The 23,418-nt window shown below is 69.5% G+C and carries 24 protein-coding genes and 1 pseudogene; 13 read left to right on the forward strand and 12 right to left on the reverse strand.

From position 1 onward, the window contains the following. Positions 1-130: 130 nt before the first annotated feature. A complete protein-coding gene (locus OO63_RS31650; protein ID WP_030362659.1) occupies positions 131-3,994 on the forward strand; it encodes a hypothetical protein in 3,864 nt (1,287 codons plus the stop codon). A 10-nt stretch (positions 3,995-4,004) separates the two neighbouring features. Here the strand turns inward: OO63_RS31650 and OO63_RS45665 are convergent, their stop codons facing one another. Then, entirely contained in the window at positions 4,005-4,169 is a 165-nt protein-coding gene (locus tag OO63_RS45665) for a hypothetical protein (protein ID WP_157854094.1), read from the reverse strand. A 94-nt stretch (positions 4,170-4,263) separates the two neighbouring features. Here OO63_RS45665 and OO63_RS31655 point away from each other — a divergent pair, with 94 nt between their 5' ends. The 7 genes and pseudogenes from OO63_RS31655 to OO63_RS31685 all read left to right on the forward strand — a co-directional run bounded on the left by OO63_RS31655 (position 4,264) and on the right by OO63_RS31685 (position 11,024). Beyond that, complete coding sequence (locus OO63_RS31655; RefSeq protein WP_157854095.1) at positions 4,264-7,872, forward strand: carbohydrate binding domain-containing protein; 3,609 nt, start codon at positions 4,264-4,266, stop codon at positions 7,870-7,872. A 66-nt stretch (positions 7,873-7,938) separates the two neighbouring features. Then, complete coding sequence (locus OO63_RS31660; RefSeq protein WP_030362661.1) at positions 7,939-8,379, forward strand: hypothetical protein; 441 nt, start codon at positions 7,939-7,941, stop codon at positions 8,377-8,379. 12 nt (positions 8,380-8,391) lie between these two features. After that, entirely contained in the window at positions 8,392-8,877 is a 486-nt protein-coding gene (locus tag OO63_RS31665) for a hypothetical protein (protein ID WP_030362662.1), read from the forward strand. A 2-nt stretch (positions 8,878-8,879) separates the two neighbouring features. Further along, positions 8,880-9,464 (forward strand): annotated as a pseudogene (locus OO63_RS47610) (N-acetylmuramoyl-L-alanine amidase); the annotation flags it as partial. Between the two features lie 354 nt (positions 9,465-9,818). After that, positions 9,819-10,028 (forward strand): hypothetical protein, encoded by a 210-nt coding sequence (locus OO63_RS31675; RefSeq protein WP_030362664.1) that lies wholly within the window; start codon positions 9,819-9,821, stop codon positions 10,026-10,028. Positions 10,029-10,059: 31 nt separating this feature from the next. Next, positions 10,060-10,326 carry a hypothetical protein gene (locus tag OO63_RS31680; protein ID WP_030362665.1) on the forward strand — a complete coding sequence of 89 codons (267 nt, stop codon included), beginning with the start codon at positions 10,060-10,062 and terminating at the stop codon, positions 10,324-10,326. Next, positions 10,323-11,024 (forward strand): collagen-like domain-containing protein, encoded by a 702-nt coding sequence (locus OO63_RS31685; protein ID WP_030362666.1) that lies wholly within the window; start codon positions 10,323-10,325, stop codon positions 11,022-11,024. The genes OO63_RS31680 and OO63_RS31685 overlap by 4 nt, the downstream gene beginning before the upstream one ends. Positions 11,025-11,027: 3 nt before the next feature. On the opposite strand, the gene OO63_RS31690 is transcribed toward OO63_RS31685, so the two are convergent. Genes OO63_RS31690 through OO63_RS31700 form a run of 3 tightly spaced genes read right to left on the reverse strand, consistent with a single transcriptional unit; the run spans position 11,028 to position 13,179 of the window. Beyond that, positions 11,028-11,219 carry a hypothetical protein gene (locus OO63_RS31690; protein WP_030362667.1) on the reverse strand — a complete coding sequence of 64 codons (192 nt, stop codon included), beginning with the start codon at positions 11,217-11,219 and terminating at the stop codon, positions 11,028-11,030. Positions 11,220-11,260: 41 nt separating this feature from the next. Beyond that, positions 11,261-11,797 carry an NUDIX hydrolase gene (locus OO63_RS31695; protein ID WP_030362668.1) on the reverse strand — a complete coding sequence of 179 codons (537 nt, stop codon included), beginning with the start codon at positions 11,795-11,797 and terminating at the stop codon, positions 11,261-11,263. Positions 11,798-11,841: 44 nt separating this feature from the next. Continuing rightward, positions 11,842-13,179 (reverse strand): NsdA family TPR-like regulatory protein, encoded by a 1,338-nt coding sequence (locus OO63_RS31700; protein WP_030362669.1) that lies wholly within the window; start codon positions 13,177-13,179, stop codon positions 11,842-11,844. 135 nt (positions 13,180-13,314) lie between these two features. Between OO63_RS31700 and OO63_RS42555 the strand changes: the two genes are divergently transcribed. Beyond that, positions 13,315-13,770: a hypothetical protein gene (locus tag OO63_RS42555; protein WP_051811368.1), complete on the forward strand. Its 456-nt coding sequence runs from the start codon at positions 13,315-13,317 to the stop codon at positions 13,768-13,770. A gap of 166 nt (positions 13,771-13,936) precedes the next feature. Here the strand turns inward: OO63_RS42555 and OO63_RS31710 are convergent, their stop codons facing one another. The 3 genes from OO63_RS31710 to mca all read right to left on the reverse strand — a co-directional run bounded on the left by OO63_RS31710 (position 13,937) and on the right by mca (position 15,909). After that, positions 13,937-14,116: a helix-turn-helix domain-containing protein gene (locus tag OO63_RS31710; protein ID WP_234311410.1), complete on the reverse strand. Its 180-nt coding sequence runs from the start codon at positions 14,114-14,116 to the stop codon at positions 13,937-13,939. A gap of 634 nt (positions 14,117-14,750) precedes the next feature. Beyond that, positions 14,751-15,035, reverse strand: a complete 285-nt coding sequence (locus OO63_RS31715) for a hypothetical protein (protein ID WP_030362672.1) — start codon at positions 15,033-15,035, stop codon at positions 14,751-14,753. Then, entirely contained in the window at positions 15,028-15,909 is an 882-nt protein-coding gene (mca, locus tag OO63_RS31720; RefSeq protein WP_078619489.1) for a mycothiol conjugate amidase Mca, read from the reverse strand. Before mca ends, OO63_RS31715 begins: the two co-directional genes overlap by 8 nt. Before the next feature lie 157 nt (positions 15,910-16,066). Between mca and OO63_RS31725 the strand changes: the two genes are divergently transcribed. Then, the gene (locus OO63_RS31725) at positions 16,067-16,492 is read left to right on the forward strand and encodes a DUF4307 domain-containing protein (protein WP_051811369.1); all 426 of its coding nucleotides are present in this window, start codon (positions 16,067-16,069) and stop codon (positions 16,490-16,492) included. A 214-nt stretch (positions 16,493-16,706) separates the two neighbouring features. Further along, entirely contained in the window at positions 16,707-17,204 is a 498-nt protein-coding gene (gene greA, locus OO63_RS31730; protein ID WP_030362675.1) for a transcription elongation factor GreA, read from the forward strand. Between the two features lie 95 nt (positions 17,205-17,299). Here greA and OO63_RS31735 read toward each other — a convergent pair whose 3' ends face one another. Together OO63_RS31735 and OO63_RS31740 are read right to left on the reverse strand one after the other, a co-directional pair. After that, the gene (locus OO63_RS31735; RefSeq protein WP_125262054.1) at positions 17,300-17,680 is read right to left on the reverse strand and encodes a hypothetical protein; all 381 of its coding nucleotides are present in this window, start codon (positions 17,678-17,680) and stop codon (positions 17,300-17,302) included. A 41-nt stretch (positions 17,681-17,721) separates the two neighbouring features. Continuing rightward, positions 17,722-18,126, reverse strand: a complete 405-nt coding sequence (locus OO63_RS31740) for a hypothetical protein (protein ID WP_030362677.1) — start codon at positions 18,124-18,126, stop codon at positions 17,722-17,724. Positions 18,127-18,424: 298 nt separating this feature from the next. On the opposite strand from OO63_RS31740, the gene OO63_RS42560 reads away from it, so the two are divergent. Then, positions 18,425-19,135, forward strand: coding sequence for a helix-turn-helix transcriptional regulator (locus OO63_RS42560; protein ID WP_051811370.1), 711 nt, complete (start codon positions 18,425-18,427; stop codon positions 19,133-19,135). 92 nt (positions 19,136-19,227) lie between these two features. Here the strand turns inward: OO63_RS42560 and OO63_RS31750 are convergent, their stop codons facing one another. The 3 genes from OO63_RS31750 to ilvA all read right to left on the reverse strand — a co-directional run bounded on the left by OO63_RS31750 (position 19,228) and on the right by ilvA (position 22,626). Then, the gene (locus tag OO63_RS31750; RefSeq protein WP_030362679.1) at positions 19,228-20,079 is read right to left on the reverse strand and encodes an ABC transporter permease; all 852 of its coding nucleotides are present in this window, start codon (positions 20,077-20,079) and stop codon (positions 19,228-19,230) included. After that, a complete protein-coding gene (locus tag OO63_RS31755) occupies positions 20,076-21,116 on the reverse strand; it encodes a daunorubicin resistance protein DrrA family ABC transporter ATP-binding protein (protein WP_030362680.1) in 1,041 nt (346 codons plus the stop codon). The genes OO63_RS31750 and OO63_RS31755 overlap by 4 nt, the downstream gene beginning before the upstream one ends. Positions 21,117-21,384: 268 nt before the next feature. Further along, a complete protein-coding gene (gene ilvA / locus OO63_RS31760; protein WP_030362681.1) occupies positions 21,385-22,626 on the reverse strand; it encodes a threonine ammonia-lyase in 1,242 nt (413 codons plus the stop codon). 145 nt (positions 22,627-22,771) lie between these two features. Between ilvA and OO63_RS31765 the strand changes: the two genes are divergently transcribed. Beyond that, positions 22,772-23,284 (forward strand): MarR family winged helix-turn-helix transcriptional regulator, encoded by a 513-nt coding sequence (locus OO63_RS31765; RefSeq protein WP_030362682.1) that lies wholly within the window; start codon positions 22,772-22,774, stop codon positions 23,282-23,284. The last annotated feature ends 134 nt before the right edge of the window (positions 23,285-23,418 follow it).

Raw genomic sequence — 23,418 nt, forward strand, 5'->3', positions numbered from 1 at the left:
TGGGGCTGCTCAGGCAGTTCCCCGGCTACACCCTGACGACCCTGCTGCAAGAAGACGTGCGTCTGCTGCGCCTGCTGAGTATCGAGAGCCTCGGCGCCCCTGATGAGCCCGCGGAGGGAGGTGAACCAGAGTGGCCGGAGACGATGTAACGATCATCATCCGCGCCGACAACGGCGACGCGATCCGGGCTTTCCGTGACACGGAGGGCCGTCTGCGGGACATGGGTGGCCGGTTCCGGTCCGAGGGTTCGGTGATGTCCCGGTCGATGAACCAGCTCGCGGCGTCCTTGGGCGGTGTTCGTGGCTCGCTGGTCCCGCTGGCGACGGCTGCGGTGCCGGTGGCGGCGGCGATGGCGCCGATCGCGGCGAAGACGGGCGCTGCGGGGCTGGCGGTGGCGGCGTTCGGGGCGGCGCTGAAGCCGCAGATCTCCAACTTGCAGGACGTTTCGGCTGCGCAGGACAAGTACAACGACGCCGTCGACCAGTACGGGGCCCGCTCCAAGCAGGCGGTCGAGGCGCAACAGGCGGTCGCGCAGACGCTGCGGTCGATGCCGAAGGAGACCCAGCGCGCTGCGGTCGCCTACGGGATGCTCCGCGATGAGACGCGGGCCTGGTCGGATGACATGGCGCGGTTCACGATGGCGCCGGTCGAGAAGTCGTTCGCGGTCATGGGTCAGGTGGTGCCGGAGCTGACGCCGATGGTGCGGGGTGCGTCGACGGAGCTGGACCGGCTGATGACGGTGGCCGGGGGTGCGGTGGCGTCGCCGGGGTTCGATGCCCTCTCGGAGAAGGTCTCGGCGTTCGCGAACGAGTCGCTGAGGGACGCGGTTGACGGGGCGATTCATTTCTCGCGGGTGCTGTCGGAGGGCGACGCGTCGGGGCCGATTCGGTCGTTCATGGAGTACGCGCAGCAGAGCGGGCCCGCTTTGCGGGAGACGATGTCCAGCGTCGGGGATGCGGTGTCCACGCTCGTCGAAGCCGCCGCGGCCGCCGGGCCGGGGATGCTGACGCTGGTGAACGCCGCAGCGGGCCTGGTGGCGGCGTTGCCGCCGGAGCTGGTGACCGTGGCGTTGCAGGTCGCGGTCGGGCTGAAGATGATTTCGCTGGCCGGTGCCGGGGTGGCGGCGGTTGCCGGTGGGGTGTCCGCGCTGGGGGCCAGGCTCAGTGCGTTGGGGGCGGCGTCGGCTGCCGCGGGTGGCGGGTTGGCGGGTCTGAGGGCCGCGTTCCTGTCGCTGGGGGTGGCGGCGCGAGCCTCGGTGGTCGTTGCGGGGATCGCGGCGATCGCGGTGGCGGTGCACAAGCTGTCGAGCATGGGGCGCGAGGCGCCGCCCAATGTGGACAGGTTGACGACCAGCCTGGGCAAGCTCGGACAGTCCGGCAAGGTCGGTGGTGAGGCGGCCCGCGTCTTCGGAGATGACCTCAGCAAGCTGTACGACAAGATCCGGTCGGTGTCTGATCCGTCGACTGCCGACAAGGTCCAACAAGGCCTCGTCAAAGTGTTCTCGCTGGGTATGGCGGACTCGACGCCGGTCAAGGAGGCCAAGGAGCGTCTCGACGCGATCGATACGGGTCTGACCAATCTGGTCAAGGGAGGGAAAGCGGACATTGCTGCGGCGGCGTTCGAGCGGCTGAAGAAGGCGTACGCGGAGGAGGGCAAGGCCTCGGAGTTCACGTCGCGGATGGACGACTACAAGTCGGCGTTGGCGGACATGAAGTTCGAGCAGGAGCTCGCCGCGCAGAGCATGGGCTTGTTCGGTGCGCAGTCACTGGCGGTGCAGGAGAAGCTGAACGCGCAGAAGGCGTCGGCGGATGGGCTCCGGCAGAGCATCGTTGCTCTCAACGACGTGAACCGCGCGGCGTCGGGTGCGATGAACGCGTTCGAGCAGTCCATCGACGATGTGGCGAAGGTCGCGCAGGAGAACGGCGGCGCGCTGCGGATGGTCGACGGTCAGCTCGACCTGAACTCGAAGCGGGCCCGGGATGCCGAGGCAGCGCTGCGGGCCCTGTCGCAGAACATGGATGGGGCTGCGACGGCGGCGCGTGAGGCAGGCGAGCCGTGGGAGAAGGTCAATGGGATCTATGCCCGCGGCCGTGAGAAGTTCGTCGCGGCCGCAGAGGCGTTGGGCCTTTCGGAGTCGCAGGCCCGCCAGCTGGCCAAGACCATGATGCGGATCCCGGACTCCAAGAAGCTGAAGATCGAGATGCGTACCGAGGACGCCGTGGCGGGGCTGGACTCGGTGATCTCTGCGATGAAGAAGACCCCGAAGTCCAAGAGCGTCACAGTCAAGGCGCTGACCAGGGACGCAGTCGACATGCTGAAGTCTCTGGGGCTGAAGGTCACGCGGTTGAAGGACGGGAGCTTCCGGGTCACGGCGAAGACCCGGGCGGCGCACTCCAGCATCGGAGCGGTCAGGCGGGCGCGGGACGGGCTGAAGAACAAGACCATCAGCATCGGCGCCAACACGGCAGGTTTCAGGGCGGCGGTCCGCGGAATGGTCGGCAGGTCGCTGGGCACCTCCTACGTCGATGTGGTGTACCGAAGGAACCCGGCGGTGGGTGCCGCGCTGCTGGGTGGTATGCGTGCGTTCGGTGCGTCCGGTGGTCTGGCCAGTGCCCTGCCTCGGAAGCGGTTCGCCGCGGGCGGTGAGGTGCAGGCGTTCCCCAACGGGGGGAGCATCCGGGGCCCGGGCACGAACACGTCGGACAGCATCCTGGGCATGTTCCCGTCCGGCGCCATGGCTCGGGTGTCTGACAGTGAGTACGTCGTGCAGGCGCGGGCGGTGCGCAAGTACGGGGTGCGGTTCCTCGACGCTCTGAACAGCGGCCAGCTACTGATCCCTGGGCTGAAGCGGGGTGGGTTGACGAAGGCTCAGCAGCGGGCGAAGGAGCGGGCTGAGGCGGAGTCTCGGGCGCGGAAGGAAGCCGCCGGGGAGCTGACGATCAGCTACTTCGGGCAGCGTGCGGGGTACCGCAACCCTGAGATCCGTAACCAGTTGGGGGCCCCTGACTCGCTGGGTGATCTGACGTCGTCGCTGAACAAGTGGCGGTCGGTCATCAAGCGGGCGACGCATGGCGGTGTGGAGCGCAGCCTGCTCCGTTCGCTGGACCGCGCCGGGCGGTCGCTGATCTCGCACGAGAAGAAGATCCTCGGCGTTAACAAGGCCTTGGACAAGGCGAAGGACAAGCTGGGTGATCTGCGGTCGGCGGCGTCGCAGCTCCGCAGCAGTGTGAAGGATCGGGTGGTGTCCGATGCGGGTATCACGCGGGCGGCTGGGTCTGATGATGCCCGGCTCACGATCAACACGCTGTTGTCGCAGATGACGGGCAGTGCCGCCAGTGCGAAGCAGTTCGCGAGCATGCTGAAGTCCTTGAAGAGCCGCGGCCTGTCGAAGGATTTGATCGCGCAGATCGCTGAGGCCGGTGTTGAGGGCGGGGGGCTGGAGACGGCGGCGGCGGTTCTCGGCGGCGGCAAGGGCGAGATCCAGCGGCTGAACGCCCTGCAGAAGGAGATCGTGTCTGCTGCCGGGTCGGCGGGGACGACCGCGGCGGATGCGATGTACGGGGCGGGGATCAAGGCTGCCGAGGGGTTGGTGAAGGGCCTGCAGAAGAAGCAGGATGCGATCGAGAAGCAGATGATGAAGATCGCCAAGAGCATGGAGAAGGCGATCAAGCGGGCGTTGAAGATCAAGAGCCCGTCGCAGGTGATGGAGGAGATCGGCGACTACACCGCCGAGGGATTCGCTCTGGGCATGCGCCGTAACCGGTCTGTGACTCCGGCGTGGGCGTCGATGCTGAATGTGCCTCCGCAGACGACTGCCGACCGCGGCGCCTCGGCTTCGGCTCGGGCCGGGGGTGCCGCAGGCTGGGATGGGCGGCCGATCGTCGTGCAGCTGCGCATCGGGGAGCGGGATCTCGGTGAGGTGGTGATCGACCCGCTGCGCCGGGCGATCGCCCACCGGGGCGGCAATGTCCAGTCCGCCTTGGGGAGGCCGTGATGACGTTCCCTCAGACGCCGCTGCCGATCCAGGTCGACATCTCGCTGGACGGCTCCACCTGGACCGACATCACGACGGACGTACGCGGCGGCGACCAGGTGCGCATCATCCGGGGCCGCTCGGACTGGGGGCAGCAGGCTGACGCGGGCCGGTGCAGCTTCGTCCTGAGCAACACGGGTGGAACGTACTCTCCGAGGAATCCGGAGGGCGCGTACTACGGGCAGATCGGCCGCAACACGCCCGTGAGGGTGTCCGTGAATACGGGCTCCGTGGCGCTCGACCTGCCTGGTGCGGCGGGGGATTACGCCTCGACGCCTGACGCGGCGGCGCTGGACATCACCGGGGACATCGACGTCCGTGTCGATGCGACGCTGGCCAACTGGGTCCTGCCGGAGTACCCGTCGACGGGGGACACGGATTACGGGTACACGGAGCTGATCGGCAAGGAGACCACGGCTGACAGGGCGTGGGCCCTGTACACCCGGCTGGGGAAGCTGCTGTTCCAGTGGCGGAACAGCGGCGGCTCGGCGACCAGCGTCATCTCGGATGATCTGCCGCTGACGGCGTCGGGGCGCCTGGCGGTCCGGGTGGCGCTGGACGTCGACAACGGCGCCAGCGGTTACGACCTGACGTTCTACACGTCCGACTCGATCGACGGGACGTGGACGCAGCTCGGGGACACGACCACGGGCGGCGCGACGACCAGCATCCGCGCGAGCGCGGCGGCGCTACGGATCGGGGATGTCGAGTCGGCGTCGAGTGCGTGGCATCATCCGGCGATCGGCCGGGTGCATGCGGTGCAGGTGCTGGACGGGATCGGCGGCACGGCCGTGGCGAACCCCGATTTCACGGCCCATTCCGACGGGACGACGTCGTTCGCGGATGCGGCGGGACGGACGTGGTCGCTGGCCGGGAACGCGGAGATCACTAACCGCAAGGTGAGGTTCGTCGGCGAGGTCTCCAGCTGGACGCCCCGCTGGGACACGGGCGGCCTCGATGTGGTGACGGAGGTCGAGGCCGCGGGCGTGCTGCGTCGTCTGGGGCAGGGCGCTGTGCCGCTGAAGAGCCCCGTGTTCCGCGCGTACACGGGCACGACGGCGACGGACGTGGTGGCGTACTGGCCGATGGAGGACGAGGAGAACGCCACCGAATTGGCGTCGGCGTTCGACGGGCATCCAGCGGTGACGTTCACGGACACAGTGTCGGTGGCCGGGTACAGCGACTATGTGGGGTCGGCGCCGGTGCCGACGGTGACGAGCGGGCAGCTTCAGGTCAGCGTGCCGGAGTACTCGCTGGATTCGACGAGCAACACGAACATCTTGTTCTTCGTCAAGGTGCCTGCTGCGGGTGTGGTGTCCACGCAGCGGCTGTTGTGGTTCTCGCAGTCCGGGTCTGCCACGTACTGGGACGTCCAGGTCAACACATCGGGCAACGTGAAGCTGCGCGCGTTCGACAACGAGGGCACGAACATTCTCGACAGCGGGTTCAGCTCGTCTTCCATCAACGGCCTGGAGAAGATCATCACCGTTGAGCTCGTCAAGGACGGCGCAGACGTCGATTGGGTCGTCACCGTCTACGACATCGCCGGATCGCTCACCACGGCCGTCCCCAGCGACACCCTCAGCTTCTTCACTCTCAGCGGCACCCTCGCCTCGTACACCACCGGCCGCGTGACGAGATTCCGCATGTGCCGCGACGGCGCCATGAATGGAACCGCGGTCGGGCACCTCGTCCTTGGCAACACCACCGACGCGTTCAAAGCCACAGCTGGGGCGCTTGTCGGGTGGACGGCGGAGACCGCGGCGTCCCGCGTCTCCCGGCTCGGGCGCGAGGAGGGCATCCACGCCTACGCGACCCGCTCCGGCGACGAGCAGTGCGGCGCGCAGGCCCGCAACACAGCGCTGGACCTGATGCGCAGCGCGGAGAGCGTGGACGAGGGGATCCTTGCTGAGCAGCGGGGCATCCTCGGGGTCCGGTATGTGACGCGGGCGAGCATGTACAACCAGCCCGTTGATCTCAGCCTCGACTACACCGGCTCGGATGGGCTCGTGGCGCCGCTGGCTCCGGTGGACGATGACCAGTCCGTCACCAACGACGTGACCGTGCAGCGCGAGGGCGGATCCTCGGCGCGCGCCGTGCTGGACGCCGGCGCGCTGTCCACGCAGGCCCCGCCGGACGGGGTTGGCCTGTACGACACCTCGTACGCCCTGAACCTGCTGGACGACACCCAGCCCGCGCATCACGCGGGCTGGCGCCTGCACCTGGGGACGTGGGACGAGACCCGGTTCCCGCAGGCCACAGTGAATCTGGCGAATGCCCCGGCGAGTATCGAGGCCGCGGCGGTGGTGGATGTCGGCTCGCGCCTCCAGATCACCAACCCGCCGGTGTGGCTGCCGCCGGACACGCTGGATCTGCTGGTGCAGGGATACAGCGAGGTGATGGATCAGTTCACGTGGACGATCACGTACAACTGCACGCCGTTCGGGCCGTTCAGTGTGGCCACCGAGGGCGATGCCCGGTACGCCCGGGCAGACACTGCGGGCAGTGAGCTGGACGAGGCGCTGACGACCACGGAGACCGACGTGGACGTGGCGACTACCTCGGGCCCGGTGTGGGTCGAGTCTGGTGACCGGCTCACCGCCAACCCGGACTTCGAGGTGGACACGTCCGGCTGGACGGCGGGCGGCGGCGCGACGATCTCCCGTGTGGCCACGCCCGAAAATGCGCCATTCAGCGGGTCGTGGTCGCTGAAGATCGTGCCGGACGGTGTGTCCAGCAGCGCGTACGCGGTGTCAGATCAGGTGGCGGTCAGTCCCAGCACCTCGTACTACGTGTACGGGTGGCTGCGCTGTGACACCAGCCGCAGTGTCACGTTGGGCGTCGACTGGTTCACCGGTGGGGGGGCGTACATCTCGTCGTCGTCGGTCTCGCAGAGCGTGGCGGCTGGGGTGTGGACGGAGTTCTCCGGCACGGTGACGTCACCGGGGACGGCGGGGCTGGCGAATCTGTATCCGCAGGTGGGATCGACGCCGTCGGCGTCGGATGTCGTGCACGCGGATGTGGTGCTGCTGAGCGACACCGAGGAGAGCGGGTCGCGGGAGTTGCCGTTCGAGGTTCGAGTGGCTGGTGAGGTGATGCTGGTGAGGGATGTGGCGTCGTGGGCGACAGACGCGTTCGGCCGGTCGGTGTCGAGCGGGTGGGGAACCGCCGACAGCGGGCAGGCGTGGACCACCAGCGGCGGCACGGCGGCGGACTATGCGGTCGGCTCGGGGTACGGGAGCCATGTCCTGGCGTCGACGAACGTGTCGCGGCGGTGTATCACCGATTTCGCGTACGCCGACATCGACGTGTACGTCAGCTTGACCACGTCGGCGACCGCGGCCGGGGGCAGCCTGTACGGCGGGCTGACGGGCCGGTACACGGACTCCGACAACCTGTACATGGCCCGGGTGGAGGCCACTACCAGCGACACGCTGATCTTGTCTATCCGTAAGCGGGTGGCAGCGGCGGAGACCCAACTGGGCACCTATGCGCTGTCGACGGGGATCACGTACACGCCGGGCACGACGTATGTGCGGGTGCGTTTCCAGGTGGCTGGGAGCATGCTGCGGGCGAAGGCCTGGCTGGTCGGCGCGCTGGAGCCGGGGCCGTGGCAGGTGGAGGTGGTGGATACGTCGCTGACCACGTCGGCGTCCATCGGGACGCGGTCGATCGCCTCGTCGGCGAACACGAACATCAACCCCGAGGTGCGGTACGACGACTACGAGGTCGTCAATCCCCAGACGTTCACCGTCACACGGTCCGTGAACGGCGTGACGAAAGCTCAGTCGGCTGGCGCGGATGTGCGGCTGGCGTATCCCGCGTATGCGGCCCTGTAGGAGGTTCTGATGGCGTTTACTCCGTGGGCTGCTGGTCAGCGGATCACTGCGTCGAGGCTGGCCGGCATGACGCTCACGTGGTCGGCGTGGACGCCGACGTGGACGACGTCGACCGGAGCGAACTCCCCGTCGTTCGGGAACGCGACGATCGACTGCAAATACGCGCAGTCCGCGGACGCCGTCCTGTTCGAGATGGAGATCACGTTCGGGTCGACGACGAACTTCGGCGGCGGCGGCAGCAGCGACAACTGGCGCTTCAGTCTCCCGGTGACCGCGGCTGAGTCCGTTCTGATCGCGGGCGTGGGTGAGATCCAGGACGGCGCGGCGACGACGCGCTGGCCTGTGCGTGCCCGCCTCACCACCACGACGACGGTCGAGGTCGAGCTGTGCGGGCGGGCGTACGACGACACAGCGGGCGTGAGCTCGGGTCTGGTGGACGCGACGACGCCGATGACGTGGGCCAACGGCGATCGGATTCTGCTGCATGGCCACTACCAGGCCGCCTAGCGGGAGGTATTGATGTCTGTCTATGTGTGCTCGCTGAAGACGACGGGGCCGCAGCTGATCGATCCGGGCGGCTACCAGGTGGTGCGGCTGCCGTATGGCGGGGGTGAGTCGTACGACCCGCACGGCATGCATCCGGCTGAGCAGCCCGACGGGTACGTCGTCGGCAGCTGGCTCGCCGAGGACCGCGCCGGGCTGATCTGGCCCGCCATCGACGGATGGGGCGAGCTCCGAGCCATGATCCAGTGGGAAGCGGGCGGTTACACCGAGCTGCGCGACCAGGTCGTACGCGATCCGCTGGGGATGACCAGCGACCCGGCGGACACGACGGCGACGGATCACCGTCCGCCGACGCCGGGCATGCAGTGTTTCACCAAGGCGTGGTCGATCTTCGTGCACCCGGGGGTGCCGCTCGCACTGCGCGTCGCCCACAACGACGCGGGGCCGCGGCAGTTGGTGCTCGCCGAGCTCAAGCTCATCATCCACCCTGAGGAGGGCTGACCATGGCCCCGCCCCTGACTCCCGCCACCCTCCTCAGCGTGCTCCGCGCCGAGGGCTTGACCGTCGTCGAGGTCGGCAACTGGCGTACACACAACCGCAACCACAAGGGACCGTGGGGCCCGGTGCACGGCGTGATGATCCACCACACCGTGACCCGGGGCAGCGCCGCCACGGTGGACCTCTGCCGCCGCGGCCACTCCACCCTGCCCGGCCCGCTGTGCCACGGCGTCATCACGAAGGACGGCCGCGTCCACCTCGTCGGCTACGGCCGCGCCAACCATGCCGGGATGGGCGATGACGACGTGCTCCAGGCCGTCATCGCCGAGCGCGCGCTGCCGCCGGACAACGAGGCCAACACCGACGGCAACCGCCACTTCTACGGCTTCGAGTGCGAGAACCTCGGCGACGGCGAAGACCCCTGGCCCGAGGCCCAACTCCGGGCGATCGAGAAGGTCAGCGCGGCGATCTGCCGCCACCACGGCTGGGGCCCGGGGTCCATCATCGGCCACTTGGAGTGGCAGCCCGGCAAGGTCGACCCGCGCGGCTTCTCGATGCAGACCATGCGCGGGCGGATCGCCGCGCGCCTCGACAGCAATCAACCCCCTGAGCAGGAGGACCCGATGGCAGGCATGAGTAACGCCGACATCTGCAAGGCGGTGTGGACGACCGATGGCGTGGTCGGCGTCCCCGACGGCTGGGGCGCCCCCGGCAACACGGAGTGGAAGCCTGCCAGCATCCTCATCGACATGGGCAAGCGGCTACGCACCGTGGAAGCCCAGCAGGCGGCGCAGGCCGCCACGATCGACAAGCTGGTCGATGCCGTGGCCGCCGGACCCGCCGCAGACCTCGATGCCCTCAAGGCAGAGATCCGCGCCGCGATCGAGTCCGTAGTCATCCGCATCGACGCCGACAGCGTCTGACGCACTCCGGGGAGTAGCAGCATGAGGATCTCGAAGTACTGGAAGGCGGTCGTCGCTGCGGTCGCGGCGGGCGCGGCGGCGTTGGCGACGGCGCTGGACGACGGCACGGTGACGGCGCAGGAGGGCCTGACTGTGGGGCTCGCGGTGCTCGGCGCGCTGGGGCTGACCTGGGCGGTGCCGAACAAGGCGCGCACGCCGAGTACGCCGCCTGGTCCGGTGCCGGGGAGCTGACTCTGCCCCATGCGAGCGTCGGGGAGGTGGCATGGACGCCGCCATGGTCACGGCCGTCGCCGCGCTGATCGCGGGGCCGGTGGCTGCGGCGGCCGCCATGTACGGCACCCGCGGCGCGGCTCGGGCGGCCCGGGAGGGTAATGCGGTGACCGGTCTCACCAGCTTGACCGACCAGCTCCAGGAGGAGCGCGTCGAGATGCGTGCCGAGTTGGCCACGCTGCGAGCGGAGTTGGCGGCCGAGCGCGCGGAAGTGGCCCGGCTCAAGGCGCTCGTCATGCAGTTGGGAGGGCAGCCGTGACGCGGACCGAGAGCGCGCTGTACCGGGCCCGACACCTGCTGTGGATCACAGCTGCGCTGCTCGTCCTCGGTGGTGGTCTGGGGCTCGCGTTCCTACTGATCGACCGTGCGAGCGAGCGAGCGGACACGGCGATCGCGGAGGCCAACCTCAGGGGTGAGGCGGTGAGCACGCTGGCGGGTGATGTGCGGGCGCTACGGGAGCAGGTGAAGGCGGAGGGCGAGGAGCCGGTGGCGCCGGATCCGACGCGGGCGGTGGAGGATCTGCCGGAGCGGGCGGAGGTGCCGGTGCCGATTCCGGGGCCGCGGGGTCCTGCTGGTGAGCCGGGCCAGTCAGGGGCTTCCGGGCGGCCGGGCGAGGACGGGGCTTCGGGGCGTGACGGTGCGGACGGGGCTGGTGGCGATCCGGGCCCGAGCGGTGCGCCTGGCGCTCCGGGGTCCTCCGGCGCTGACGGCGCGGCGGGCCCGCCCGGTCCGCAGGGGGAGCCGGGGCCGGCGGGCCCGGCGGGTGAGCAGGGCCCGCCCGGGGAAGACGGTGCGGACGGCCGGGATGGGCAGACGTGCCCGGACGGGTACTCGCTGCAGCCGCCGCCGGATGATCCGGATGCGCTGGTGTGTCGCCGTGATGGTCCGCCGCCGGAGGAGCCGGAGCGGTCGCCGCAGGCTGCGGCGTTGGATCCGCAGCGTCGGCAGTACGCGTGAGGTTCAGGCGGCGGTGACGATGTCGGCGTGGACGGCGGCGACCCACTCGCGGAGGAGGCGTTCGTACACGGCTCGCTGAGCGGCCGTCAGCCTGACGCGGGGGTCTCGGTGTCCGCCGTGCCAGAGGGCGCGGATGTCCTCGTTCACGTCCGCAGCGGGGCGCACGGGGCCAGGGCGCTGGGGGTTGGGGGACATGCCTGTCAGCGTAGGCGGTGCCACTGACTGGACGCCATGGGCTACACACCCCGCAGCCGCGCGAGCATGAGCAGCGCGGCGACGGCGTTCGCCGAGCGCACTTCGCCCCGGGTGATCAGCTCTGGGACCTGCGCGAGCGGCACCCACTCCCTCCGTGCCGACTCGAAGTCGTCGGCAGGGAGGTCGCGGATCTGCTCGGCCCGGTCGGACCAGTACACGCGGTGGTGCGAGGTCGAGATGCCCGGCATCGGGTCGACTGTGAGGAGGAGCTGCATCGGGCCCGGCCGCCAGCCGGTCTCCTCCTCGAACTCGCGCGCCGCCGCGACCGCTGGGTCCTCGCCCACGCCCGTGCCTCCGGAGGGAAGTTCCCAGCCCCACGCGTCCGTGATGAAGCGGTGCCGCCACAGCAACAGCGCCTCGTTGCGCTCGTTCACGACAGTCGCCACGGCCACGGGGCGCAAGCGGATCACGGTGTGATCGAGGTGTCGGCCGTCGGGCAGCTCGACGTCGGCCATCGCGACGTTCACCCACCGGTTCTCGTACACGGTGCGCTCGCCGAGGTTCCGCCACACTGACACGCTGCTGCCTCTCGTCGGGTACGTCGCCCATCCGACCACAGCGGCTACAGCGGGATGCGCAGGGTGTCGTCGATCCTCGTGATGGCCTCGGTGGTGGCGCTGCTCCGCGTCGCGGCGAGGCTGCGGCGGACACCAGCGAGCCGGTCCATCAGCCGGTACGACTCCATACCCTGCACGGTGTCGAGCATCCGCATGGCCGTGCCTGCGGCTTGGTCGACCGCGCCCGCGCGTAGTTCGCAGTCGGCCAGGGTGGCGAGCCTGTGCACGCGGCCGCGCGCGTGTGTCTGTACGGCGACGGCTGACGCCGCGTACTCCTGTGCGGGTCCCGTGTCGCCGAGCCGCATGAGGGTGTCGGCGAGCGCGTTCTCCAGCAGGCCGGGCTGTACGTATCCGGTCTCGGCCGGTTCTTCGTCGGGGCGGATGAGCCCGGCTGCGGTCTCGGCTTGACGCATGGCGCGGTGGGCGGAGGTGTGGTCGCCCATGCGCGCGAACGCCTTGGCCTGCATGGCGTTGAGGTCGCAGGCGAGCGCGGGGGAGATCGCGTGTCCTGCGGTGCGGAGCCCTGCCTCGGCGAAGGCCACGGCCTGGCTGTGCTGCCCAAGGAAGATCGAGTGATTGACCAGGAGCGCTATCACGTACCCGCCGAACGCCCGGTCGCCGCTGGCTTTCGCGAGGCGCAGGGCCTGGTGGTAGTAGCGCTGTGCGAGGCCCTGCGCGTTCGAGTCGTAGGCGCAGATCCCGGCGATCGCCGACAACCCGCCCACGGCCCGGTGCAGTTCGCGCCCCGTGCTGTCGGTGTACGTGCCGCGCATCAGCGGTGCTGTGTCGTACACGAGGTACTGGAGGATGCGGCCTCGGGTCGCCACTCCACCGGCTTTGCGGTACATCTGTTCGTAGTGGGTGCGCGCGGTGCGGAGTTGTTCCACGTCGGGGAGGCCGACTCGGATCGTGCCGCGGCTGGACACGTCGCGGTCGTCCGGCGGGTTCTCCCATTCCCACACGGGGCCTACTGCTGGCAGCCCGGTGATGACTGGCGATTGCCGGAGGTCCTCGCGCTGCTGGTGGTCGCCCCTCCAGAGGGCGGTCGCTCGACCGATGAAGCCGGTGAGCGGGACGGATGCGGGTGGCGCCGACGAGCCCATGCCGATGTCGTCGAGTGTCAGGCGGCGTCCGAGGCGTGCGCCGAGCACTTCACTGATGAGTTCGGCGACGTCGCCACGAGGCTTCTGCCCCTTCAGCCAGCGGATGACGGAGCTGTGGTCGTAGCGCATTCGTTTCCCTCGCAGTGCGCCGGCGCGGTTGACACGCGTGGCTAGGCCAGCGCGCGACATGCCGGATTCGTGCAGCAGCGCGTCCAGCAGCGTGTTCGGCTCCGTGCGCATGGGCTCGGCCTCTCGCGTGACTTTCGATTTACTGAGCGTAGCGGTGCGCGTTTCACACAGTGTGTGAACGCAGCGAAGCCGGTCAAGGGCTGCACACACTTCCCCGCACTCTGACCTGCCGCGAACGATGGGCGCATGGATGAGAGAGCGCGCATCGCCCAGTGGCTCGCCGGTGCCCACCCCGTACCCCGTCAGGCCGAGGCCGAGTGGGCGAACCACGGCGTCGCGCTGCTCCCGCTCGGCCGACGCTTCGACGCCGTGCGCGTACCCGCCGATCGCATCCACGCCGCCGTGGGCAGCGACGAGGCGGCCATCGTGGCCGACGCCCTACTCCAGTGGCTGCAAGGTCCGGTGTTCCGCGACACCCGGTACAGCGAAGGCCCGTACTACGTACTCGTGCCACCGGGCACCGCGTGGGACGGCGAGGAGCATCTCGGCGAGGGCGCCTACCTCGGCGTCCCACGGGTCGGCGACGCCACACTGCTCGCGGCCTGGGTGGTGCTGCCTCCGCGCCCGGGTGACTTGTGCGATCCGACGTACCTGCGGGGTCTGCTCGCCACAGCCGAGACCCTCAGGGAGATCGAGCGGTGAACGGCACGGAGAGCGCCGCCTCACGCGCGGACGAGTTGTACCGGATCCAGATCAGTCACCTGTACGCGTGCCCAGCGTGCAGCAGGAGCGTCGAGTGCGAGAAGGGCGTCCGTCTGCGTCGTGCTGTGCGTGCGGCGCGGCTTGCTGCTGATGGGCGGGCACGGCGTTAGCGGACGAGGTCGGCGAGGGGCACGTCGAGGGCGTTGGCGATCAGGAGCAGGTCGGTGAGGCTGGGGACGCGGATCGCGTTTTCCCACCGGCTGATGGTCTTGTGGTCGCGGCCGACGCGCTCGCCGAGTTGGAGTTGGGAGAGGCCGGCGTGTTGGCGGGCGGCTCGTATCTGCATCCCGATGTCCTGGCGACGGGTGAGTACCCAGGGGGGCATGGGGTCGAGCGGCATCCGTCAAAGCTCTGACGATCATGCGCAGGAGTCTTTACCTGGCTGGGTAAATCTTGCGATCTTGGGTAGGGGCGCGACGGACGGGAAGGAAGCTCTGACCAGGGATGCGCGGCGAGTAAACGTTTCACCCCCCGTGCGAATAGAACGCCGTCACGTGCCACACGCACACACTTCCAGCATGTACGACACCGCAGTGAGATAGGGGCACCACCCCCTCACGAGACCGGCGCGAGCCCGGAGCCCGCTCGCGCCGTCGGCGGCCGCCTGCTCGCCGTGAGCACCCCCTCGTCGGCGAGTGGGCGGCTTCCACCCATCTCCGATCACGCCTGGTTCAAACTCGTCCGATCGGATGGCGAATTTGCCCGTGTCATGTGCCTGACTAGGTCGTTAAATCAGACGGCCAGGGTGGGGGAGATTCCACCCCCCAGGTGGCACCTCCACCCTGGTCCCCCGACCGGCAGCAAACGGCCCCCGTGGATTCACATCCGCGGGGGCTGCTGTCGTGTGCGCTTGCACTTCGCATGGGAGACGGACTGGGAGACGATCATGCCGAGTAACCCCGGACAGTCTCTAGAAATCCCTAATAATCTCTAGTTTCCTTCGATTCCCCAGAAGGGGAGCCGACGCCCGCAGGCTCCTCATCAGGGCTGGCAGTGGCGCTGACCTGCCCCTCCGGCGCCTCCTTGAAGTCGACCTTCCCCATGTGCCGGTTCATGGACTTCATCAGTCGCCACACCGCGAGCGCCATCACCGCGAACACGATGAACCCCAGGACCCCGGGGGTCACCTTGTTCTCGTCGACCTCCTTGGCGAGGGGGACGAGGTGCGTCACTGCCAGGCTTGCGCTTCCGCTCATGTCAGGCATTGTCGCGGATGCCCGCGAAGAGGTCGTCCTCGGGGAGGGAGGTATCGACCAGAGACTTCGCGAGCTCGTACTCCTCGGTCGGCCAGACCTCCCGCTGGATGTCCATCGGGACCCGGAACCAGCCGCCGTCGGGGTCGATCTGCGTGGCGTGCGCGATCAGCGCCTTGTCCCGGATCTCATAGAAGTCGCCGCACGGAACGTGCGTGGTCAGCGTGCGCTCGACCCGCTCGAACTCGTCCCAGCGCTTCAGCCACTCCCCGTACGGCGACTCCAGGCCGCGGTCCAGCATGGCCTGGTGCAGCGCCTCGGTGCGCGGCCGGTTGAAGCCCTGGTTGTAGTACAGCTTCTGCGGCGTGAAGACGGGGCCGAACTCGCTCTCCGGGTACTTCTCCGCGTCCGCGGCACCCTCGAAGGCCACCATGGAGATCTTGTGGGTCATGATGTGGTCCGGGTGCGGATAGCCGCCGTTCTCGTCGTACGTCGTGATCACCTGCGGGCGGAACGTACGGATCTGCTTCACCAGCTCCCCGGCCGCCTTGTCGACGTCCTCCAGGGCGAAGCAGCCCTCGGGCAGCGGCGGCAGCGGGTCGCCCTCGGGCAGGCCCGAGTCGACGAAGCCGAGCCACTCCTGCTTGACGCCGAGGATCTCGCGCGCCTCGTCCATCTCCTTCTTGCGCACCTCGTGGATGTGCTCCTGGATGTACGCGTCGCCCTGGAGCTTGGGGTTGAGGATGTCGCCGCGCTCTCCGCCCGTGCAGGTCACGACGAGCACGTCCACCCCCTCGGACACGTACTTGGCCATGGTGGCCGCGCCCTTGCTCGACTCGTCGTCGGGGTGGGCGTGAACGGCCATCAGTCGAAGCTGCTCAGTCAAGACTCGATCCTCAGGTGTCCGGCGCCGACGCGTGCTGCGGCGCCCTCGGTCATCAGGCGTTGTGCGGGGCTTCTATAGTGACGGAACCGGGGGGCGGAAAATTCCGGCATTCCTTGCCCGTCTGCGCGGGCGCCCCGTGCCCGTCTGGAGGACGATCATGACCGTGGTGAGCGGCGGCGACAGCGGCGGCCCGGCCACCCGCGTCCCCGAGGACCGCTACGGCAGGTCGGCGGACGCGCGCGCGGACCGCAAGCTCAAGATCGTCGGCTCCGTCCTCGGCGTGCTGCTGCTCGGTGTGGTCGGCTGGTTCGGGTACGACTCGATCTCCGGGACCAAGCTCAGCGGCGAGATGATCAAGTTCGACGTGGTCTCGGACCAGGCCGTCGAGGTGCACCTGGAAGTGCGCAAGGACGCGGATGCGAACGGCTACTGCACGCTGCGCTCCCAGGCCGAGGACGGCTCCGAGGTGGGCCGCGCCGACTTCCGCTTCGACCAGGACAAGGGGCGCGTCGACAAGACCGTCACGCTGCGTACGACGGAGCGCGCCACCAGCGCGGAGCTCGTCGGCTGCCACGCAGACTGAGGCGACTGACGCGACTGACGCCCCGCGCAGGGGCGGCGACACGCCTCACTGCTCCGGGCATCCCCGCGTTCACCTGCGCTAACACTTTTCTGATGGCTTATGTCCTCCCCCTCCGGCACCGAAATTGTTAGGCTCGTGGTTTCGCCCACCCGTGAGGGAACATCCTTCTGGGTAGGGCGATGCTTTGTATTCCCAGTACCTACGAGGAGCACCTGTGACCCAGACCAGCGACAACGTCACCTGGCTGACCCAGGAGGCGTACAACCAGCTCAAGGCCGAGCTGGAGTACCTGTCTGGTCCTGCGCGCACCGAGATCGCATCCAAGATCGCGGCGGCGCGTGAGGAGGGCGACCTGCGCGAGAACGGCGGGTACCACGCGGCCAAGGAGGAGCAGGGCAAGCAGGAGCTCCGCGTCCGCCAGCTGACCCAGCTCCTGGAGCATGCCAAGGTCGGTGAGGCTCCCGCCGAGGACGGCGTCGTCGCCCCCGGCATGGTCGTCACGATCGCCTTCGACGGCGACCCGGACGACACGCTGACCTTCCTGCTGGCCTCGCGTGAGTACGCCAGCGACGACATCGAGACGTACTCCCCGCAGTCACCGCTCGGCACCGGCGTCAACGGCAAGAAGATCGGCGCGGACGCCCAGTACGAACTGCCGAACGGCAAGCTGGCCTCCGTCAAGATCCTCGAGGCCAAGGCGTACCAGGGCTGAGCCCCTCGGGACACCCGAAGACCCCCGGCGCGATCCGCTCCGGGGGTCTCGTGCGTTCGGGGCGGGGTGTCACCCGCGTGCGACGTACCCGGCCGTCACCTGCATTCGAGGTAGATGCCGCCGGACTGCTTCACGTCCACCCTGTTGTTGGTCCTGGTGCCCGACAGGAAGGTCTTGAAGGCGCCCCGGGTGGGGCACTTCACGGACGTGTTGATGCTGCCCAGCGAGCTGGGCGACACGTTCTGGCACTTGTTGGTGAGCTGCACCCAGCCGGAGAGCGTCTGCCCGAGCAGCGAGACGCAGACCTTCTTGTAGCCCTCGTAGAACCCGTTGCCCCAGACCTTGCCGTTCTGGACCTTCGGGGTGTACGCGACCAGTTCCAGCTCCTGGGCCGCGGCCGACGACTGGGACGCCGCCCCCATCACCATTCCGGCCGCCATCACGGCCGCGGCCGCACTCATCCGCACCTTGGACATGGACTTCCCCTCGTTCCGTCGGTCGATCGTGCCCGCGCCGTTCACCTGCACTTGACGAAGCGCGGCGCCGAGTCCTTGATGTCCTTGCGGTTGTTGGTCCTGGTGCCCGAGAGCAGGGTCCGGAAGATGCCCTCGCGCGGACACTTGGCGCCGATGCTGATGCTGCCCAGCGAGCTCGGCGACACGTTCTGGCACTTGCTCGTCACCGGGATCGGCGGGATCGTCCCGAGGCTCTCCTGCAGCAGCGTGACGCAGACCTTCTTGTAACCCTCGTAGAACCCGCTGGCCCACACCTTGCCGTTCTGTGCCTTGGGCTGGTACGCCACCAGCTCCAACTCCTGGGCCGCCGCGGACGACTGGGACGCCGCACCCGCCACCATCGCCGCCGCCATCACGGCCGCGGCCGCACCCATCCGAGCCTTCGACACCTTCGACACCTTGGACATGGCGTTCCCCTCGTTGGCTGTACGTCGGTCGGCCGGACCGGCCGGGGCGCGCCACCCGGACGTTCTCGGCGTCTGTAGCCTCCAGCCCCGCGCGCCCCGGCAGTACCCCCCGCCCAGGGGATCTTTTGCGCCAGGCCCGGGACACTTTCCTGCCGATGATTCATGTCCATGTCACTCGCAGTTCACCTTCGGCGTCGCACCATCTTGGGCGTACGCAGCCTGATCACGTAGTCACTGCCGTGATGGACCACTGGCTGCGCACTCACCACGGGGAAGCAGTGAGACACGGGGGTCAACTGTGATTTCGGTCGGTGTCATCGCGCGCGGCGGACCGGAACGGGCGGAGCTGCGGGCCGCCCTGGAGGCGGAGGGGCGGCATCTGGTCGCCGACGAGGACGAGCCGGGCCGGGAGGTGGCGCTCGTGCGCCGCGCCCGGCCCCGGGTGCTCGTGGTCAGCCAGGGCGACGAGGAGTCGGCGGTCACCGCCCTGCACCGGCTCGCCGCCGCGCCCGCGCCGGTGGCCGTGCTGCTGCTCGCGGGCCGCTTCACCTGCGGCGGCCTGCGCCGGATCCTGTCCTGCCGCCCGGCGGGCGTCCTGCACCGGGCCACGGCGGCCGCCCATCTGCCCTGGGCCGTCGGCGCGGCGGCCGCGGGCGGGCCGGTCCTCGGCCCCGAGCTGGTCGACGTCGTGGCCGGTGCCTGTCCGTGCCCCGGCTGCGCCCCCTCGGCGCGGGACGAGGCGCGGGCCCTGCTCGCCACCCTGTCCGCGCGCGAGCTGGAAGTGCTCGAACTCGTCGGCGACGGCCTGTCGAACCCGCAGATCGCCGCGGCCCTCACCATCAGCTGCGACACCGCCAAGGACCATGTGGGCAGCATCTGCGCCAAGCTCGGCATCCGCGGGCGGCTCCAGATCGCCCGGGTCGCCTGGCAGGCGGGGCTCACCGGGCAGGCGGGCCTCGCCGGGCGGCGGACCCCCGCGGGCGGGCGGGTGCACGCCGCCTGCGGGTGACCGGCGCCCCGGGAGAGGGGGCGCCGGGTGACGGGCCGCCAGGGTGCCGGGCCGCCGGGGTGCCGGGTGGCCCGGCGTCAGGCGGCCGAGTGTCAGGCGGCCGCCGAGCGGTACTTGCGCACCGCGAGCGTGCGGAAGACCACCAGGATGAGGATCGACCAGAGCACCGAGGCCAGGACCGGGTGCTGCATGGGCCAGGCGTCCGGCGTCTTGAAGCCGGGCGGCAGATTGCCGAACAGCTCGCGGCACGCCTGCACGGTGGTGCTGAACGGGTTCCACTCGGCGATGTGCCGGAAGAACGTCGGGAGGTTGTTGGAGTCCACGAAGGCGTTCGAGATGAACGTCAGCGGGAACAGCCAGATGAGCCCGCCGGAGGTCGCCGCCTCCGGTGTGCGCACCGACAGACCGATCAGGGCGCCGATCCACGAGAAGGCGTACCCGAGCAGGAGGAGCAGGGCGAAGCCCGCGAGGATCTTGCCGACGTTCTCATGGGTGCGCCAGCCGATGAGGAGCGCGACCAGGGCGAGCACGACCAGGGTCAGGGCGGTCTGCACCAGGTCGGCCACCGTACGGCCGGTGAGGACGGCGCCGCGCGCCATGGGCAGCGAGCGGAAGCGGTCGATGAGGCCCTTGTGCATGTCGTCCGCGATACCGGCGCCCGCTCCGGCCGTGGCGAAGGTGACCGTCTGGGCGAAGATGCCGGCCATCAGGAACTCGCGGTAGTCCTGCGACGAGAGCGAGCCGCCGACCTGGATGGACCCGCCGAAGACGTACGTGAAGAGGACGACGAACATCACCGGCTGGATGAGGCCGAAAAGGACCATCTCCGGGATCCGGGACATCCTGATCAGGTTCCGGCGGGCGATGACCAGGGAGTCGCGGACGGACTTGCCGATGCCGCCGGCCGGTCTGGGGGCGGGAGCGGTACGCGTGACGGCACTCACGGGGCGGCCTCCTTCTTGTGCTTGTCCTTGGCGGCAGCCGCACCCTTGGCGTCACTGTCGCCGTTCGCGCCGTTCGCGCCGTTCTCTTCGTCCTTGACCTCGGCCAGGTGACCCGTCAGGGAGATGAACACGTCGTCGAGCGTGGGGCGGCGCAGGCCGATGTCGTCGATCTCGATGCCGCGGGTGTCGAGTTCACGGATGACCTCGGCGAGCAGCTTCGCGCCGCCGGTGACGGGGACGGTCAGCTTGCGGGTGTGCCGGTCGACGGTGGCCTCGCCCTTGCCGAAGCCGGTGAGGACCTCGACGGCGGTCGTGATGTGGTCCGGCTCGTGCACCACGACCTCGACGCGCTCGCCGCCGATCTGGGCCTTGAGCTGGTCGGCGGTGCCGCGGGCGATGACGCGGCCGTGGTCGACGACGCAGATGTCGTGCGCCAGGTGGTCGGCCTCCTCCAGATACTGCGTGGTCAGCAGGAGGGTGGTGCCGCCGGCGACGAGCTCCTGGATGACCTCCCACAACTGCTGGCGGTTGCGCGGGTCCAGACCGGTCGTGGGCTCGTCCATGAACATCACCGGCGGCGACACGACCAAGGCGGCGGCGAGGTCGAGGCGGCGGCGCATACCGCCGGAGTAGGTCTTGGAGGGGCGGTCCGCCGCGTCCGCGAGATGGAAGCGCTCGAGGAGCTCACCCGCGCGCTCCTTGGCCTCCTTGGCCCGCATCTCGTAGAGCTGGCCGACCATCTGGAGATTCTCACGGCCCGTCAGATACTCGTCCACGGCGGCGAATTGGCCGGAGAGGCCGATCGAGCGCCGCACTTCGTTCGGATGCTTCAGGACATCGATCCCGGCGACGAACGCCTTGCCGCTGTCGGGGGTGAGCAGCGTGGTCAGGCAGCGCACCGCCGTCGTCTTTCCCGCGCCGTTCGGCCCGAGGAGGCCGAGGACGGTGGCTTCCGGGACATCGAGATCGACGCCGTCCAGAGCCTTTACGTCGCCGAAGGTCTTCACCAGACCTTCGGCGTAGATGGCGCCCGACATAGGGGGCCTCCCATGTTTTGGGTGGTTTCCTAGCGAAAAGCTTAGAATCACCGGGTTCCGATCGCCCGGGCGCTCAGTGGCGTGCATCACAACGCTAACGCGATACATCGCGTCACTCAACGCATTCACTGAATCTCGCGGAACCTGGCGGAGCACGGGATCCGTCGCGCGCCCCCCGCGTCGCCCGCGCGCCCTCACTGCCGTACACGATGTAGCCGACGTCAGTCGATCTACGTGCCCGGCATCAGCCGATCGACGTGTCCCGACGTCAGCCGATCACCGTGTACCCGGCGTCCCGCAACGCCGTCGCGACCTCCGCGCAGTGCTCGGGCCCCTTGGTCTCCAGGTGCAGCTCCACCTCCGCCTCCGTGAGCCCGAGCCGGGGATCGGTCCGCACATGGCTCACGTCGAGGACATTGGCGTCCGCCGCCGACAGCACACCGAGCAGGGTCGCCAGGGCGCCGGGCCGGTCCGTCAGACGCAGCCGCAGCGACAGATAGCGGCCCGCCGCCGCCATGCCGTGGCGCAGGATGCGCTGCATCAGCAGCGGGTCCACATTGCCGCCGGAGAGCAGCGCGACGACCGGGCCCTCGAAGGCGCGCGGATCGCTCAGCAGCGCCGCCACCGGGCTCGCACCCGCGGGTTCGACGACCATCTTGGCCCGCTCCAGGCAGAGCAGCAAGGCACTCGACAGCTCGTCCTCGGACACCGTGACGACGTCGTCCACGAGCTCCTCGACGAGCCGGAAAGGCACGTCCCCCGGGCGGCCCACCTTGATGCCGTCCGCCATGGTCACGGGGTTGTCGATCGACGTCGGGCGCCCCGCGGCCAGCGAGGGCGGGTACGCCGCGGCGCCCGCCGCCTGCACCCCCACCAGACGTACGTCCGGGCGCAGCGACTTGACCGCGACCGCGATGCCCGCGACGAGGCCGCCGCCGCCCACGCCGACGACGAGCGTGCGCAGCTCCGGGCACTGCTCCAGGATCTCCAGGCCGACGGTGCCCTGTCCGGCGACGATGTCCGGGTGGTCGAAGGGGTGGATGAAGACCGCGCCCGTCTCGCGCGCGTAGTCCTGCGCGGCGGCCAGCGTCTCGTCGATGACGTTGCCGCGCAGCCGGACCTCCGCGCCGTAGTCCCGGGTCGCCGCGACCTTCGGCAGCGGGGCCCCGGCCGGCATGAACACCGTGGCGCGGACGCCGAGCAGGGAGGAGGCGAGGGCCACGCCCTGGGCGTGGTTCCCGGCGCTGGCCGCGACGACTCCGGCGGCGCGCTCCTCGGGCAGCAGCCCGGAGATGCGCACATAGGCGCCGCGGAGCTTGAAGGAGCCGGTCCGCTGGAGGTTCTCGCACTTCAGGTGCACCGGCGCGCCGACCAGCTGCGACAGGTGCCTGCTGCCTTCCATGGCGGTCACCCTGGAGACGCCGACGAGCATCTTCTGGGCGCCCCGTACGTCGTCGAGCGTGACGGCCGGGAGGGAGCGCGGAAAGGAGCGAGTCGTGCGGTAGCTCATGACTGCAGTCTCGCAGTTCACGCCCGTCCCCTCCCGGCGTGACCAAGCGGCGAGACGGGTTTGCGCAGCGCCGGTACGGGTAGCGCCCGGGCCGCGTACCCTGTCCCCCAACCCACCACCCTTCCCATGAAGTGAGCCCCCGGCCATGCCCACAACTCCGGACATGACGACCGCCAGCGATCCCGGCCTCCTCGATACGCTGCAGCACCAGGTTGCGGTGTTCGCACGGCGTGCGGAGCAGACCCGCCTCGGCGGCGTCGGACAGGTCCGCAACTCCATGGACCGCGCCGCATACTTGCTGCTCAACCGCCTCGACAAGGAAGGTCCCATGGGCGTCAAGGCGCTCGCGGCGAGCATGGGCATCGACTCGTCGACCGTGACCCGGCAGGTCGCTCCCCTGGTCGACACCGGCCTGGTCAAGCGCACCTCCCACCCCGAGGACGGCCGTGCCGTCGTCCTCCAGCTGTCCCCGCGCGGGCAGGCCCGCCTGGACGAGGTCCGCTCCTCGCGCCGCGAGCTGATGGCGGAGCTCACGCAGGACTGGGCCCCGGCGGAACGCGAGAGCTTCACCGCGCTCCTCACCCGCTTCAACACCGCGCTCTCGGCGCGGCAGTCCTCCCAGGGGGTACCGGACTCCGTCGCTCCGACCGACTCCTGAGCCCCCGGCCGCGGTACGCCGACCACCGCGGCCGGGCGCAGGGCGGCACGTTCCGCTCGCGCAGGGCTCTTGACCTGGGCACCGTGCCTGGCCTCAGATGAAACCGAGTCCCCCTACGCCGGACGGCGGGAGGC

The organism is Streptomyces alboflavus, assembly GCF_000716675.1.
GTDB classification, from domain to species: Bacteria; Actinomycetota; Actinomycetes; order Streptomycetales; family Streptomycetaceae; genus Streptomyces; species Streptomyces alboflavus.

What these genes read in the sequence shown, in the direction of transcription:
- OO63_RS31735 (WP_125262054.1), bottom strand. Translation starts at nt 17,680, where the DNA reads ATGTCCAAGGTGCGGATGAGTGCGGCCGCGGCCGTGATGGCGGCCGGA.
- ilvA (WP_030362681.1), bottom strand. Translation starts at nt 22,626, where the DNA reads ATGAGCTACCGCACGACTCGCTCCTTTCCGCGCTCCCTCCCGGCCGTC.
- OO63_RS31765 (WP_030362682.1), top strand. Translation starts at nt 22,772, where the DNA reads ATGCCCACAACTCCGGACATGACGACCGCCAGCGATCCCGGCCTCCTC.
- OO63_RS31680 (WP_030362665.1), top strand. Translation starts at nt 10,060, where the DNA reads ATGGACGCCGCCATGGTCACGGCCGTCGCCGCGCTGATCGCGGGGCCG.
- OO63_RS31700 (WP_030362669.1), bottom strand. Translation starts at nt 13,179, where the DNA reads ATGCGCACGGAGCCGAACACGCTGCTGGACGCGCTGCTGCACGAATCC.
- OO63_RS31690 (WP_030362667.1), bottom strand. Translation starts at nt 11,219, where the DNA reads ATGTCCCCCAACCCCCAGCGCCCTGGCCCCGTGCGCCCCGCTGCGGAC.
- OO63_RS31675 (WP_030362664.1), top strand. Translation starts at nt 9,819, where the DNA reads ATGAGGATCTCGAAGTACTGGAAGGCGGTCGTCGCTGCGGTCGCGGCG.
- OO63_RS31725 (WP_051811369.1), top strand. Translation starts at nt 16,067, where the DNA reads ATGACCGTGGTGAGCGGCGGCGACAGCGGCGGCCCGGCCACCCGCGTC.
- OO63_RS31740 (WP_030362677.1), bottom strand. Translation starts at nt 18,126, where the DNA reads ATGTCCAAGGTGTCGAAGGTGTCGAAGGCTCGGATGGGTGCGGCCGCG.
- OO63_RS31710 (WP_234311410.1), bottom strand. Translation starts at nt 14,116, where the DNA reads ATGCAGATACGAGCCGCCCGCCAACACGCCGGCCTCTCCCAACTCCAA.
- OO63_RS31715 (WP_030362672.1), bottom strand. Translation starts at nt 15,035, where the DNA reads ATGCCTGACATGAGCGGAAGCGCAAGCCTGGCAGTGACGCACCTCGTC.
- OO63_RS31755 (WP_030362680.1), bottom strand. Translation starts at nt 21,116, where the DNA reads ATGTCGGGCGCCATCTACGCCGAAGGTCTGGTGAAGACCTTCGGCGAC.
- OO63_RS31665 (WP_030362662.1), top strand. Translation starts at nt 8,392, where the DNA reads ATGTCTGTCTATGTGTGCTCGCTGAAGACGACGGGGCCGCAGCTGATC.
- OO63_RS42555 (WP_051811368.1), top strand. Translation starts at nt 13,315, where the DNA reads ATGGATGAGAGAGCGCGCATCGCCCAGTGGCTCGCCGGTGCCCACCCC.
- OO63_RS31660 (WP_030362661.1), top strand. Translation starts at nt 7,939, where the DNA reads ATGACGCTCACGTGGTCGGCGTGGACGCCGACGTGGACGACGTCGACC.